Annotated in this window: 12 protein-coding genes, 1 other RNA gene and 2 pseudogenes; 3 read left to right on the forward strand and 12 right to left on the reverse strand. The window is 36.8% G+C overall.

What is annotated here, in order from left to right:
• Positions 1-347 precede the first annotated feature (347 nt).
• The 9 genes from ENL20_12080 to ENL20_12120 form a co-directional block, all read right to left on the reverse strand.
• Entirely contained in the window at positions 348-1,190 is an 843-nt protein-coding gene (locus ENL20_12080) for a deoxyribonuclease IV (GenBank protein HHE39293.1), read from the reverse strand.
• A gap of 111 nt (positions 1,191-1,301) precedes the next feature.
• Positions 1,302-1,547: a GIY-YIG nuclease family protein gene (locus ENL20_12085; protein HHE39294.1), complete on the reverse strand. Its 246-nt coding sequence runs from the start codon at positions 1,545-1,547 to the stop codon at positions 1,302-1,304.
• Between the two features lie 521 nt (positions 1,548-2,068).
• Positions 2,069-2,420, reverse strand: a transfer-messenger RNA (tmRNA) gene (ssrA, locus tag ENL20_12090).
• A 70-nt stretch (positions 2,421-2,490) separates the two neighbouring features.
• On the reverse strand, positions 2,491-2,670 hold the full coding sequence (locus ENL20_12095) for a hypothetical protein (protein ID HHE39295.1): 180 nt from the start codon (positions 2,668-2,670) through the stop codon (positions 2,491-2,493).
• Between the two features lie 80 nt (positions 2,671-2,750).
• A complete protein-coding gene (locus tag ENL20_12100) occupies positions 2,751-3,053 on the reverse strand; it encodes a hypothetical protein (GenBank protein HHE39296.1) in 303 nt (100 codons plus the stop codon).
• 377 nt (positions 3,054-3,430) lie between these two features.
• Positions 3,431-3,850, reverse strand: a complete 420-nt coding sequence (locus ENL20_12105; protein HHE39297.1) for a hypothetical protein — start codon at positions 3,848-3,850, stop codon at positions 3,431-3,433.
• Between the two features lie 408 nt (positions 3,851-4,258).
• Complete coding sequence (locus ENL20_12110; GenBank protein ID HHE39298.1) at positions 4,259-5,449, reverse strand: glycosyltransferase family 1 protein; 1,191 nt, start codon at positions 5,447-5,449, stop codon at positions 4,259-4,261.
• 216 nt (positions 5,450-5,665) lie between these two features.
• On the reverse strand, positions 5,666-7,408 hold the full coding sequence (locus ENL20_12115; protein ID HHE39299.1) for a Crp/Fnr family transcriptional regulator: 1,743 nt from the start codon (positions 7,406-7,408) through the stop codon (positions 5,666-5,668).
• Positions 7,409-7,520: 112 nt separating this feature from the next.
• On the reverse strand, positions 7,521-8,693 hold the full coding sequence (locus ENL20_12120; GenBank protein HHE39300.1) for a hypothetical protein: 1,173 nt from the start codon (positions 8,691-8,693) through the stop codon (positions 7,521-7,523).
• A gap of 364 nt (positions 8,694-9,057) precedes the next feature.
• Between ENL20_12120 and ENL20_12125 the strand changes: the two are divergent.
• The 3 genes and pseudogenes from ENL20_12125 (at position 9,058) to ENL20_12135 (ending at position 10,987) form a co-directional block, all read left to right on the forward strand.
• Positions 9,058-10,487: pseudogene (locus ENL20_12125) on the forward strand (MATE family efflux transporter).
• Between the two features lie 68 nt (positions 10,488-10,555).
• Positions 10,556-10,751: pseudogene (locus ENL20_12130) on the forward strand (hypothetical protein).
• Positions 10,748-10,987, forward strand: a complete 240-nt coding sequence (locus ENL20_12135) for a type II toxin-antitoxin system HicB family antitoxin (protein HHE39301.1) — start codon at positions 10,748-10,750, stop codon at positions 10,985-10,987. The pseudogene ENL20_12130 and the gene ENL20_12135 overlap by 4 nt, the downstream one beginning before the upstream one ends.
• A gap of 125 nt (positions 10,988-11,112) precedes the next feature.
• On the opposite strand, the gene ENL20_12140 is transcribed toward ENL20_12135, so the two are convergent.
• From ENL20_12140 to tmk, 3 genes are all read right to left on the reverse strand, one after another.
• On the reverse strand, positions 11,113-12,648 hold the full coding sequence (locus tag ENL20_12140; GenBank protein ID HHE39302.1) for a T9SS type A sorting domain-containing protein: 1,536 nt from the start codon (positions 12,646-12,648) through the stop codon (positions 11,113-11,115).
• A 260-nt stretch (positions 12,649-12,908) separates the two neighbouring features.
• Positions 12,909-14,516: a S41 family peptidase gene (locus ENL20_12145; protein HHE39303.1), complete on the reverse strand. Its 1,608-nt coding sequence runs from the start codon at positions 14,514-14,516 to the stop codon at positions 12,909-12,911.
• Positions 14,517-14,654: 138 nt separating this feature from the next.
• Positions 14,655-15,214 (reverse strand): dTMP kinase (tmk, locus tag ENL20_12150; protein HHE39304.1); only part of this gene is annotated, 560 nt, incomplete at its 5' end.

Below are 15,214 nucleotides of genomic sequence, written 5' to 3' on the forward strand. Positions count from 1 at the left end.
ATGAATATAATGCGCTTGAAAAAGAGTGGTGAAATACATCCGCTTATCAAAAAGAACCAACATCTACTTATCCTGAAAGGATTAAATATTAATAACCAGAGATGGAATCTCTGGAAAAGAGATGACCGAACTGATCCAATCCTGAAAGGATTGAATAAAAAAACTTTCCTCTCAATTATGAACTTGTTACCGATATTCAACTCTTTCAGAGTTGTTTTTTTCCTGAAATCGCAATCCACAAGATTTTCTTGTGGTTATTAATATTAAACTCTTTCAGAGTTCTATTTTGAAATTATTCGATTTTTAGTTTTCAGATAAATACACTAAAAATACATTATCATTGCCATCTATCCCTTCAAACCATAAAGTATCTTGATCTCATCCGCCCAGATATCACTATTTGGAGTTTCCAAAATTAGAGGTATTTCCTCGAATCTATCATCATTCATAATAAATCGGAAAGTTTCGATACCGATAAAACCTTTGCCGATACTTTCGTGTCTATCGACTCGTGTTCCCAGTTCTTTTTTGGAATCGTTCAGATGCATGCCTTTCAGATAATTAAAACCTACGATTTTATCGAATTCCTCGAATGTATCTTCATAAGTTTTTCTAGTTCTAAAATCATATCCGGAGACAAATAAATGACAGGTGTCGATGCAAACTCCGATCCTATCTTTATTTTCGATTCGAGAAATTATGTAAGCAAGATGATCGAATTTATAACCTATATTACTTCCCTGACCTGCTGTATTTTCAATAACAGGGATCACAAAAGAAGTTTTAGCGATGGATATATTTATTGATTCTGCAATTAGATCAAGACTTTCCTGTTCGGATATCTGTCGTAAATGGCTTCCCGGATGGAAATTCAAATATTTCAAACCAAGTTGTTCACATCTCTGCATTTCATCCAGGAAAGCAGTTCTTGACTTTTCGAGTTTTTCCCTTTCCGGATGTCCGAGATTTATTAGATAGCCATCGTGCGGTAAAATATTTTCCGGTTTATATCCGAACTTTTTACAATTCTCTTTGAATTCATCTATATTTTTGTCGGTAAAAGGTTTTGCTTTCCATTGCTTCTGGTTCTTGATGAAAAGAGCAAACGCTTTCGCACCGATTTTTTCCGCATTTAGAGGAGCATTCTCAACTCCTCCGGCAATACTGACATGTGCTCCAATGCATTTCATAGATTATTTTCTCATAAATAAAAAAAACCAGCAGGCATCCCAATATTTAGTTTAATTTAGCAATTTCAGCAGAGGTCTGTTTCGGACCTTCAGGGGCTTACCTGCTGGCTGTTAAAAATGTTTTTTGGCAAAGGCTCTTCCGGAATGACTTTTCAAATATTTCTCGAAATCCATAGCTTTTTCTTTGGAATCAAAAGAAATTGCAGTATTAATTTTCCATGGTTTGAATTTTGAAGTATGAGGACATTGTCCTGAATTGTGTTTTTCTAAACGGGAAAGCAAATCCTCTGTGAAGCCTGTATAGTGTCTATCAGGAAAGTTTATGCTTTGCAGAATATATACATAAAAGAATTTCATTAGTTAAAGCATACGCTTAATAAGCAAATTTTTATGATTTATTGAATTCATTTCTTTGCGATGTGCTCTTTCCCATTTTTTTGATTAAGTTTTTTATCCTTTATTAGTTTTTCTTCTAAAAAATACAAAATCTTCTTCAGTTTGAAATCAATTTCACAATTAAATTGCTGTGATCCTTTTAGTAATTCTTTTAATTCTTTATCCGGAAGTCCGGTAACAGCAATTAATCCAAATATCCCAATTATTAAACTAATAAAAAACCAGGTTGCTCCGCTGTAACCTTTTTATGTTGAAATGAAACTTGATAAGCAAGCACAAATTAATCCATGACTTAACCATATAATTAGTATATCAAATAATTCCATAATACTGTTCCTGTTAGTAATTTGAATATTAAATCTTCAATCTAATTGGCGTGCCAAGGCGTAGTTTGAGCAAAATATGAGTTTAATCTTTAGCTGGTTGTCCGGCTTCGTTGCACTACGCCGTGACAGTCTTCGTTTTCGCTCTGCTCAAACGAAGACTGGAGGTGGCGGGAATCGAACCCGCGTCCAGAAATAAGTCAAAAGCCGAATCTACATGTTTAGCTGTTTTTGATCTCGCTTTCTACAGGAAGAACAGTCAAACCGGACAGAAAGCCAGCCTATAAGTTTTCGAACGACATTATAGACATCTGCCGTTTATAGCTGTTATAAATGGCATTCTTTTGCAGTCCTAACAGCGAAACAGGCAAAGAATGTGGTTACTTATTACGCAGCCAATGCGTAATCGTAATCTGCGATTAAATTTAGTTATCACCGTTTTAACGAGCAGGTAATCTCCTCGACATGCATCGACGATCCCCTTTATCCCTGTCGAAACCTGGTCACCCCCTTTATGCGTCTGAAAAAGGACTAATTACAATTTAATTTATAATGGTTTTATGTCAAAGGAAATGTTTATTTTATTCGTAAACCGCAGCTTCATTGGATGGAATACTCAGATTATCTCCTCTTTTTGCTCTGACTCTATAAACAATCATAACACCTGGAGTTTGCCCTTTGTGAATATATTTCGTATCTGTTACAACATCGACCATTTGGAAACCGTTAGTATCTCCGATAAGTGCTTCAATAACATACATAACACCGGGTTTATTTTCACCGGCTTTCCATTTCAGTTTAGAATATCCTTTAGTATCTTACTTCTAATATTCGTGTTTTTTTAGCAAAACATTTGTATTTGTATTTTTGAACTTTGCGACTTTGCGTCTTTGCGGTGAGTCCTTTTTGGTTCTGGCTTGTCCAGGTCAGGAGAAGCATGTACAACTAAATCCGCCGGTTGTTCCGGATTAACGATAGAACGCACTTTATCCCTCACCGGCAAGCCCATACTTTCCAAAATACCAGCAGTAACATCAGGATTCGACTGAATTATCCGGGAAATCATTCGAATATATTTCTCCAGGTCATTCCGGGCTGTATTTTTAGCTGCAGTTGCTGCTTGTTGTTGGTCTTTAGCTCTCATAAGATTAGAATGAGATTCTGCAAATAATGCTGTTTTTTCCTCTAATCGTTGTACTTTATCCGCGCTTAAACCTATAAAGTCTGCAGTTCCTTAATTCTATGGGATAATCTGGATGAAAAACTCTTAAATGAAAGATCAGAATGGGGAATATAGTTCCTTTTCGACATTTGCTCATCCTTATAATAGATTTTTCATCTCAGAAAACCATTAAATCACAATTATTTTTTATTCAACTCTTTCAGAGTTGTTTTCTCTCTGTGAACATTTACCGGAAGTTTCACCTCCGGCTATATGTATTAAACTCTTGCAGAGTTATACTGTAGAATATTTTTTTATTCCTGATAACATCCCTTATCAGTGGTAACTAAAGGGGATTCCTATTCACTTTCGAAGATCTTTTCGAAATCCATTAAGTTGGAAGCATTTATATGATAAAATTCCCCTCTGCATTTCTTCACTTTATAGTAATAAGAATGCCCGTCATAACTCGTATCGAAAAAGATGATATCGGAATTTGCGATCTTATCGAAATTACGGAGGGTTTTATCCGCTTCGATGAATTCTATCTCGTTATCCGGCAGGTATTGGATGATCTTTTTCCTGTTATCACTCGTCCATCTTCCTCCCAGCACCACAATATTCGTATATTCAGGCTTGTCTTTCTGCTTCTGAACCGTTTTTTCTTTGATATCGATGTTCTCGGAGAGTTCTTCATTGAGTCTTTTCTCTTCTTCATAGATAGCAACTTGTTCTTCCAGTTTCTCGATGCTGGATAAAAGGTAGTTGACATATATCATAACATCGTTAACACTTTTTGGAGACGATTTATTTGATTTGAAAACAGTCCGAATGACCTTTGAGAACTGTTTTAAAATCAAATAAATCATATAGTTAGAGTAATTAATGACAAGTTCGTATTGCCAAAAAAGAACCAGAATAATGCACGAAAAAAGTGTAAACGATGTGGTGATATTTATTAATTATATTATAAGAAATATCAGACCAATTTAAATCTTTATACATTGGAAATTCTTTGATCAGGTCTTCAAGTTTGAATACATCTCTTACAATACCCAAATAAAAAATCTACATCGATCTTCTTTATCTCATCGATAATCCTGTCATAATCTCGTTTGATCTTCATTTTTCTTCCTTTTTAATTCTTAACAAACTTGCCAAATCTTTGAGATTTGGCAAGTTTATAATTAATTAATCGCTTTCCTATAGATATCTATCACCTTCTGCAAAGTCTTATTCCACGAATAATCTTCAGCATATTTTTCTGCATATTTTCCTTTGGTCAATTTAGTGTTATTTTTCAGCTCTTCGATGATAGCCTTTGCTAATGCTTGATGATCCTCCATTTCCACGAGCTGCCCGACTTTATCATTGATGAAATCCGGTAAACCTCCGGCATTTGTTGCTACCACCGGAGTTCCGCAGGCAAGTGCTTCGATCGCAACCAGTCCGAAGGGTTCGATACGGGAAGGAACTACGGAAACATCAGCTGCATTATAAAGGGAGGCTACATCGACCTGGTTTTGATGACCGAGAAAATAGACATTATCGAGTTTCAATTCTGATTTAAGATTTTCCATTTCCTGTCGCAGTTGTCCGTCTCCGGCAAGACAGAACATTACTTCCGGGATCCTATCCGAAATAATACGAGCAGCTTTAATGAGAACATCGATCCCTTTGAAATCAGTGAATTTACCAACAAAACTAACGAGCTTTCCGGGAACAGTATTTATCCCAAATTGCTGGAAAAGTGCTTTTTTATCTATTTCTTTTACTTTGAAGATATTCTCGTCAAAACCATTGGGATTAAGTTGTAATTTTTCTTCCGGGAGTTTATACAATTCCAGAGTTTTGTTGTGAACCTGTCGTGAAATGGTTATGATTTTTTTTGCATTATCAGCAGCTTCGATTGCATATTTGTGATACCTTTCATCTTTTTCAAAACCCATCAGATCTGTGCCGTGAACCGTGATCACATACGGAATTCCGGATTTCAGAGCAGCATAAGGAGTGATCCATAAATGTTGAGCGTGAATGACATCGGGTTTGAAATCTTCTACAACTTCTTTAGTAGTTCTGATAAATGTTTGGATATAATCCTGCATCTGTTCGTCTGATAGGTCATAATAAGTTAAAGTGCTGCGGGGATGCGTCGTGAAGCAGGGAAAATTGAATTTCAGGTCGGGATCATCATTTTTTGTTTGGTCGCACATAATTGTTTTTCTCTGGAAGGGATAATCATTTGTATCGAGTTGATTATCGATGTCGATGACCAGCACTTCGTGCTTTTTTTTAACCAGTTCCTGAGCTATGTTCATCGTATATATCCCGCTGCCGGAACCCTGCAGAGGGAAATGATTTATTAATAATATTTTCATGGTTTGACTCCTTTTTTTGTAGCCGCAAAGAACACGAAGTGACACAAAGATAATTAAGCAAGACTTGACTCGCAATGACCGAAGGGAATGTGAGTCGAGAATTGCGAATGTTTTTAGATCGCTTGTTCTCGTCTCGCACCTCGTTACGAGTCAAGTTCACCTAATATAATAAAAATAAATTCGTGCTTCTTTGCGAACTTCGTGGCTAATTTCTTTTTAAAAAATATCGGAAACATCGGAAGTTTGTTCATGAGAATCGGAGAATTTCTTTGTTGTCTGGATCAATCTCTGGCTTAATTTTTTGGAGATGATCCAGAGGATTTTAGAGGAAAGTTCGGAATTTTCTTTAATGATATTCATCAATTCTTCTTTTTTGATCATCATCAAATCGACCGAAGTTACAGCTTTAATGGAAACCGTGTGTGGTTCTGAAAGAAAAAGGGATGTTTCATTAAAATGCTCTCCCTGTTTTATTTCCGTAACGAGAAGTTCTTCTCCGGTCATGGAATTCTTCTTGAAAACATGCAGCACTCCATTCAATACTATGAAAATGCAGCTTTTTTCCTCTCCCACTTTGAATACAAATTCATTTTTCCCTAAGTTGATTATTTCAGAAATAAAGAATAGTCTTCTTAATTCTTTCCTGGTAAATTGCTTGAAAAGATCGATGTCTTCCAGTTTGATCTCTTTTTTGATATGAGTTTGTTCCAATAATTTTTTCTTCTGGAAACTATATTTATCAAAAGTTATGATCTGTCCCTCGAGAATGATATCCTTGAGCACGCTTCCGAAACTTTTCGTGTGTTCCAATAATTTCCGCCATTTTTTCTGAAATTCCAGGTAAGTGGAGTATGTATTGTAATGCGGAATCGCATCATAACGGGCGAGATAAATATTGTTGATCGTTTCTTTGCAGGCTTGAACATCTCCATCTGCAAGGTAATTCAAAGCGAGAATAATGTTTGTTTTGAAGATCTTATCACCGAGATCAGGTTTCATAAATTGCCCCGGATAAGGATCGAAATCTTCCGGTTTGATCTCGTGCAGATTTGTATTTGGAGACTGGTTATCAAATTTTGATTTATTATATAGGAAACGGAAAATATCTTCCCTGAATCTTTTCCAGACCGGATGTTTTTTGGGAGGTGGAAGATGTTTGATCGCTAATTCATTATCGAGAAAAAAATTAAATCCGAAGATACGGGAATTAATGACATAATCAGTATCTTCTCCCCGAGTAACTTTGGGATCAAAAGGAACGATCCTCATCAAATTGCGATGAATGACCATTGCACCCCCAAAAGCAAAAGGTGTTTTCTTCAAACGAGGTTCTTTTCCGATAATATTATCAAAGGCTTCTCTTTTTCCGCCGAAGCGATCCCAATATGTCATCCAGGGTACAATGTTGACTTTATCATAATATTCGTTGTCTTCATTCAAATAATATCCGGCAACTCCATCGATCGTATTTCCATAAAACCTTTTCCCGATAAATTCTTTGGCTTTGGTTATAAAAGCAGGATCCTCAAAGACTTCATCATCATCTATAAGAACAGCAATTTCAGCATCCAGTATATAAGGAATGAAAAGGCAGAGATTTCTAATATTAGAATAACCTCGTAATGCTAAAACATCAGGAAGATCCAAATCTCGATAAAGTTCTTTTTTCAAAGCTCGCAGGTTCTTTTCAGTAAATAAGATCGTATTAACCGGAATTTCAGTTTCCTTGAGCATTTTTTTTAGTTTTTTCTCCATTGCATCTACATATTCATTGTTGGTGACTGTTGCGAGAATGATCAAAGTAAAATTCTTATCATCGAGAATTTGCAGTGATCTTAAAGCTCTTATCAAAGTTCCGTCTTCATTGAGCGGAGTTGCATGATCGTAAACAGCATCTCCTTCTTTCCATTCTCCGTCAGGACCAGACCAGTAAGTTGGAATAACCATATAAGTTCTCATTTTTTTTCTCCTATTTTAGCATCGAACCAGACTTTGCTCCGCTGCGCCTTGGCAGGCAATACAAACAAAACGAACACATTAATTAAATGTTCAAAGAAAACTAATAACAATCTTATTTCAATAATCTTTTCATTTTATCCCAGGTTTCCATCAACCTGTTGAAATATTCGATATCCTGATCGAGTTTCGTATAAGCCATTTCAAAAGCTCTTGGTAATTTGAGAAATCTTTTATCCATAAAATATTCGGCAGCAGCTTTACTTCCGATCTTTAATGCTTCCAGTCGTTGTTTTGTCTCTACTTTTTCCAAATCCCTGATATACTCTGAATGGAGCCAGTTATAAAAAGGATTACGGATGATCCATCCCATACAGGCATAATAAAATCTATCGATATTTTTTTGAATGGTTATCTTCGGTTTGTGTGGAAAATCTCCAAAACAGTTATGGAAGATCAGCAGATCGATATCCAGGCAGAGACCGTTGCTTTTATTGATCAAAGGACCGAAAAGCGTGTCTTCTCCCCTGCCTTTGATACATTCGTCATCGATCACGAGAGTTGTGGAAAAGAAAGGAGGTAACATCTCGATCTTGTTTAGATCGATCGCCAGATTACCACCCAGAATTTTATTTGTCGGACGGATATTCTTTAGATATTGTTCCTGAACTACCGGTGAATCAACTGTCTTGATATATTCATAACTATTTTCTTTCTGCACTCCCACCAGCAGTTTTTCCAAGTCAGGAAAATCCATTCTCGGAATGATGTAATATCCTGTATAATCGCTGGTCGTAACGACTACATCTTCGCTTTGCTTTAGATATTTCAGATGTGAACCGACAAAATCAATGTCTTCAAAAAAATATTCATTCTTTTCGTTTCGATTCAATATTTTTGGAAAAATATCCGTATCGAAAAAATAGAGGTAGCGGATATCAGAGAATATTGCGGTTAAAAGATTATAATTCCGAGAAGTTCCGTAAGCGACCATTCCGTATTTTTCCAGGAAAGGAGTAGCTAATAGAATTTCTGTTTCCTCATTGGAAAGTCCTAACTTTTTCAGCGAGTTTATTAGGAAAGGACAATTTCCTCTTTGAATAAGAATTACTTCACAATATTTTTCCAAATGTTTTATTATTCCGGGATCAACATATATCTGGTAACCAATAATCAATTTATCTATATAATGACCATATTTCAGAGCATTATCGAGAAAGTCTGTCAAGGGAGATAGTGTTTTTAATTCTCTGGTAATAATTCCAAAAGCTATCTTTTTTTCAGCCATAGTATCCTCTCTAATTTATGATTTAATTTTTGCAATCTATTGGTTTTTTGTCAAATTAAAAGGAATTTTTTTTCTGGAAATTTTTACGCAAAGTCACGAAGACACAAGGAGATGATAAAATAAATGCACGAAATTACTCATTCCTAAACTCCTGCGCGGAAATGCTCTTTACTTATGCTCTGCGTTTAATCAGTGATTTGTTAGACACGGGATCATGGAAAAGAGAATATCAATATAAAATTGCTTCTCGGAATAAGTTCCGAATTATTAAACTTACCAAATTTTTGAAATTTGGCAAGTTTTTCTATAAAAGGTTTGACTTCAAAACCGGATAAAAACAAATCTCCTAAAAAATTGGAGAAAAATGAAACAGTCGGGACTCGATCTAACTCAAGGAAATTTGCTCAAGAATCTTCTTAAATTATCTTTACCGATCATGTTTTCCAATTTCCTGCAGACTTTTTATAACCTGACAGATACATTCTGGCTGGGAAAACTGGGAGAAAATGCCAAAGGTGCTGTTTCCGTTGCCGGACTTGCTTTTCCTCTCATTTTTTTTCTTTCCTCTTTCGGTTTTGGATTCGTCATCGCCGGAACTTCTCTCATTTCTCAATATAAAGGTGCAAATCAAATAGAAAAAACAAGGCAGGTTGTAGGACAATTCATTATTCTCGTGGTCTTGTTTTGCATCATCTTTATTTCCGGAAGCTTGATCTTTCTGGATGAGATACTTTATTTGCTAAGAACACCTGCAGAGATATTTTCAATCGCAATTGAATATATTTCCGTAATCCTAATCGGTGTTGTCTTCATGTTCATTTTTATGTCTTACCAGAGTTTTTCGCATGGTTTGGGAGACACGATCTCTCCCATGAAAATTCAGATATTTTCTGTTGGTTTGAATGTTATTCTCGATCCCATCCTGATTTTCGGAATAGGTTTCTTTCCCAAGTTAGAAACTTTCGGGGCAGCTTTGGCAACACTCATTGCGCGGATCCTCGCAGCTGGGATCGCAGTTTATTTTTATTTAAGAAAATGCCCACGATCGTTCCTGAAAAGAAAGATATCTATCCGCACCCAAAAATGCTGAAGAGGATCATCAAGATCAGTATTCCGGCTTCGGTTTCGCATTCTGTAACGAGTTTCGGATTTCTCATCCTGCAGGGATTTGTTAATACTTTCGGAACGGTCGTGATCTCCACCTTCTCGATTGGAAACCGCATCATCAATTTCTTTATGCTGCCGGCAATGGGAATCAGCAGTGCTCTGGCAACGATCATCGGGCAGAATCTGGGAGCTAAAAAGGTTCATCGAGCTGTTCAAAGCGTGAAAGTAAGTTTTGCACTTGTATTAACGATCATGACAACCGGTACTATTCTGGTATTTCTATTCGGTTCTTCGCTGATCAGGTTTTATATTAATGATCCGGAGGTGATCGAGATCGGCAGGAGAATGATGCGGATAACTTCTTTTGCTGCGGCTGTATTTGCAGTACTGTTCGTGTTTATAGGTGTGTTCAATGGTTCGGGACATACCCGACCGGCAATGCTCTTCAATATTTCACGACTCTGGTTTTTCAGGATCCCGCTGGTTTATATTTTATCAGGTTATATCCTGAAACTCTCGCTCTTTGATTCGGATTTCTTCCGCAAGATATTTTATCCTTTATCCATTCCGCTTGCTGCTTATCCTTATGATGCACTCTGGTGGTCCATGCTGATCAGTAATATTTTAGCCGGTCTGTGGGCTTTTACTGTTTACCGGAAAGGGAAGTGGAAGAAGGGAATGATATGAAGAATTTTCATTTGACAGGAAAATACTTTCAGATATTTGGGAAAATGAATAATAAATGGATATGAGTAATGGCAAAAAAGATAAAATATCTCATTAAAGAATTAATTAAAGCAGGTTTTATCAATAAAGGTGGGAAGGGAAATCATCTGAATTTTGTTCATCCCAAAGTATCAAAACCTCACCATATCCGGGAAAAAAAGCGATGATGCAATACATTATCAAGAAAAAGCTATGCGTTTAGCTTTGGAGGAAGTTGCAAAATGAAATTTGCTGATAAATATGTTAAACTTATCGAATGGTCTGATAAGGATCAATGTTATATCGGTAGTTGTCCTGAATTGTTTTATGGCGGATGTCATGGAAATAATCCACGAGAAGTATTCAACGAGTTATGCGAGATCGTTGGTGAAATGATAGAAATCTATCAACAGGAAGGAAAACAATTACCTTTACCCCTATCCGGAAAAGAATATGTGAATGTATTGCAGAAGATAGCTTGAGATTGTTTTTTATAAATTACGATTATATACAGAATGTTTACATCCAGTATATTAAGGACGAGTTTCGGGGCGTTTATGGTTTTTTGGAAAGGAAAATGGAAAAAAGGGATGAACTGAGGAATATCCTATTTAACCAACAACATCTTACCGGTTTTGAAATAATTGCGAGTTTGTAATTTAACGAAATAAATTCCGGAAGCATAGTTTATTGCATTCCAAAGATATTCGTGAGTTCCTGCCTGAAAATTGTTTGATAATAATCTCTGACCCTTTATATTATAAATAGATAAAACTGCAGTTTCTGTTTCCTTAATATTGAACTTGATCGTAGTTTGTTGGCTAAAAGGATTAGGATAGATGTTTTTGATTATCGAGCCAGATGTTGTTTCTTCAATCTCATGGTCATCCGTTCCAACAATAATGTCTGCCAGGTAGGGATAGCCGTCATTTATTTCTGTATTGATAGCCCAGATATCTTCAATGCCTGTATCATCATAAGGATCATCCACAAAATCCCAGGGAGTGTCCAGACCGATAGTGGAAAGGTCTGTGTAGGTTGCAACATTTGTCATTTCGGCGGTTGTTTTTCCGGTTCCTCCGTCGCTTGTAGTTTGACCTGATGTTTCCATATCCCAGAAAGAATTCAAAGCAGAACCAAGACTGATAAGACCTCCAACTTGATACTCTCCATCCATATATCCAGTACTATAGCAATTTGTTATTTCACCAAAACTTTTTCCTACTAAACCACCGATAAAGCCCGATCCTGAAACATTACTCCTGCTATAACAATTGTTTATAACTGAATTATTATAACCAACTAATCCACCTATTCTTTGATAAGTTCCATAAATCTCACAATTACTGAAACATAATCCTATTTCAGAATCATAATCATTAAGTCCAACTAATCCCCCAACATCACTATTACCATTAATTTCTCCCGTACTGAAACAGTTCTGCAATGTTGATCCGATCAAATTTCTTCCTGTCATTCCGCCTACATATTGATAACCGGTAACATTAGAATTGCTATGGCAATTGATAATTGAAGAATTGTTATAATTCCAACCAGTCAAACCACCAACCAAAGTATTCCCTGTAACACTGCAGTTACTTTCGCAATTAATAATATCGGTGTGTGAGTTATCTCCTATTAAACCTCCTATCCAAGTTGATCCTGTTACATTTCCAGTACTAAAGCAATTTTGGATAACAGATCCTCCACTCCAACCAATTAATACTCCACAATTTCCATTACCATTGATACTAGCATTAATTATGTTTAAATTTTCAATAAATGCATTTGATGTAAATCCAAAAAATCCTGAAGTAAGGGTATCACGATTACAGTAAATTCCGCTTATGGTATTATTATGACCATTATAATTGCCCATAAAAGGTGTTATATATAATGATCCAATAGATGAAAAACCTTCCCCATCATTCCAATCAACTGTCTCCGAAGCATCGATATCAGCAGTCTGGATAAAATGACAACTCCACGAATCAGGATTAGTGCTGATCCATAATAAATTATCCAGAATGGAAACCTGATAGGGATCCTCATCTGTTCCTGAACCTGCGGGTTGCACGCCGTCAGCGAATAAGAATAAATTTATAAAAAGAGTAATCATAAGACTTAAAAGAAGTTTAAACATGATTCCTCCATTAAAGTAGGTAGAAAAACAATAACTTAACTAATTAAAATTGTCATTGTGAGGAATCTTACAAAGTAATACCCGCGAAGCAATCTACAACTCTTCCTTAATGATAAGAAAGAGATTGCTTCGCTGGAAACAGCAAGAAGAAACCAGCCTGAAGCTGGTAAACCTTGCAATGACAATGTTTTGTTCGGAACAAGTTCCGAACTACTCTTCCGGATTCGACTCGACGCTTCGCTTTCGAGTCAAACAGATAACTATTCTACTTTTTCCTTCAAACCTTCAGCATGCACGAACATTTTTTCGAGAGTATTGTATTGCTCGAATATTTTCAGGGCTTCCTGGAGTTGAGTATCTTCTTTGATCAGGACTTTGTATCCTTCGAGGTCACCGAATTTCCTCTGGATGATATTCCAGGTGATTTCATTTCCGATCCAATCATAAGTGCTGTCTAATTCCGCAAATTCGTATTCGATACTGTCTGCTTGAGCATAATCCATAAAATCCTTAATGATCTTGTCATCTGCCTGGAAATCTAAAGCTACTTCATCCTCATGATCAAGCATATAATTGACAGAATAATTAAAGAATGTATTTTTCCGGCGTAATTCTCGTCCCAAGTTAGAGAGCCTGCTCTGATCGATCTCGATATCAGGATTAATTCCGCCGCCACCGTAAACGATCCGACCTTTTTCAGTGTAATGAATATCCTTGAGATGATCTTCATCTGCCTGTTCAAAATCTGCATCCGTAACATCTTCACCCTTCAGAAGCCGGTCATTGATATCCTTGTGAATGCATCTTTCGGAATTGATATAATATTTAGCTGTGGTGATCTTGATCCCATTGCCGTCGGAGAGCGGGAACAGACGCTGCACAGAACCTTTCCCAAACGAAGTCTTGCCAACGACCAGAGCTTTGTCATAATCCTGCAGGGAACCGGCAAAGATCTCGGCAGCACTGGCAGAAGCTTCATTGATCAGGACAACCACCGGGTAACCACTACGAAGCCTGTTATATTTAGTGTAATACTCCATATTCGTTCTCGGAGTTCTGCCTTTCGTATAAACTACTCTTTTGCCTTTTCCAATAAATTCGTTCACCGTATTGATCGCTTCATTTAGAAGACCACCCGGATTGAATCTTAAATCTATCAGGAGACCGCGAATTCCCTGTTCTTCCAGGTTATCGAGTTCTTCCCGTAATTCTTCAGTCGTATTAGCATTGAACTGCCTGATCCTGACATAACCGATACCATTATCCATTTTGAAAGCATAAGGTATGCTTTTTATTTTTATGATCTCTCTGACAATTTCAAAATCCAGTTCTTCATCTACTCCCGGACGCACAATAGTGATCACAACTTTTGTCCCTGGTTCACCCCGCATTTTTTTGATCGACTCATCAGTGTCCACATCGATGACACTCTCACCATCCACTTTAACGATCTTATCACCTGCCATTATTCCCATCCGATAAGCAGGAGTTCCTTCGATGGGAGATACAACGGTTATGAACTTTCCTTTTTTATCGATGGAAATACCAAGTCCACCAAATTCACCTTTGGTATTGGAACTGAAGCGCTCAAATTCGTCGGGAGAAAAATAATTCGTATGCGGATCTGTTTCTTCGAGCATACCTTCGATAGCAGAATCGATCAGATCCGAAATATCTATTTCATCGACATAGTTTTCCTGAAGCTTGAACAGAACTTCGTTGAATACCTTCAGTTTTTTATAAACATTCGTCTGTGATTCATCGCTTTTGGCAGATGCGGTTGCTGTCTGTAAAATGAACAGGGCAATGATAAACCAGCTGATGATACTGACCGAAATTATTATCCTTTTAGTTTTGTTTAATTTCATTTTTTAGCCTTCCTTAAATAATTCTCCATTTTTTAGATTGGACTCGACTTGTCCCGAAAGATTTCGGGATGCGAGTTGAGAACAATTTGACCGAGTATGTCGCAATTCTTAAGTCGCACTCCCTTCTGTCGTTGCTACTCAAGTCTTGCTTAAATAATTCTCTATACTTTTAACAATCTCTTCATGAATCCCATCTATCGTGAGATTCCCATCTATAACAATATATCTCTCTTTTTCTTTTCCGGCAATTTCTAAAAATCCCTTCCTGACCTTTTCATGGAATACATGCGATTCCTGTTCCAATCTGTCAGCATTTTTTTTTAAGATACGGGATAAGCCGATCTCTGCTGAAAGATCTATCAAAAAAGTCAGATCCGGCTTCAAACCAAAAGTTGAGAAAGTAGTTATAGTGTCAATGATGTTTATATCTAATTTCCGGGCAACACCCTGATAAGCAAGCGATGAATCATAATACCGATCGGAAATAACAATGATCCCTTCTGCTAATTTTGGGATTATCCATTCACCAGTGTGTTGACTTCTACTCGCCATGTACAATAACAACTCGGTTTCAGGAAGCATTTCCGAATTTTCTTTTTTAAGAAGGATTTCCCGAATGTCTTCAGAAATTTTCGGACCTCCCGGTTCGCGGGTTAGAAAAACTCTTCTCCCCCGCTTCTTCAGATAAGAAGCGAGCA

It is taken from the genome of Candidatus Cloacimonadota bacterium (genome assembly GCA_011372345.1).
In the GTDB taxonomy this organism is placed as follows: domain Bacteria; phylum Cloacimonadota; class Cloacimonadia; order Cloacimonadales; family TCS61; genus DRTC01.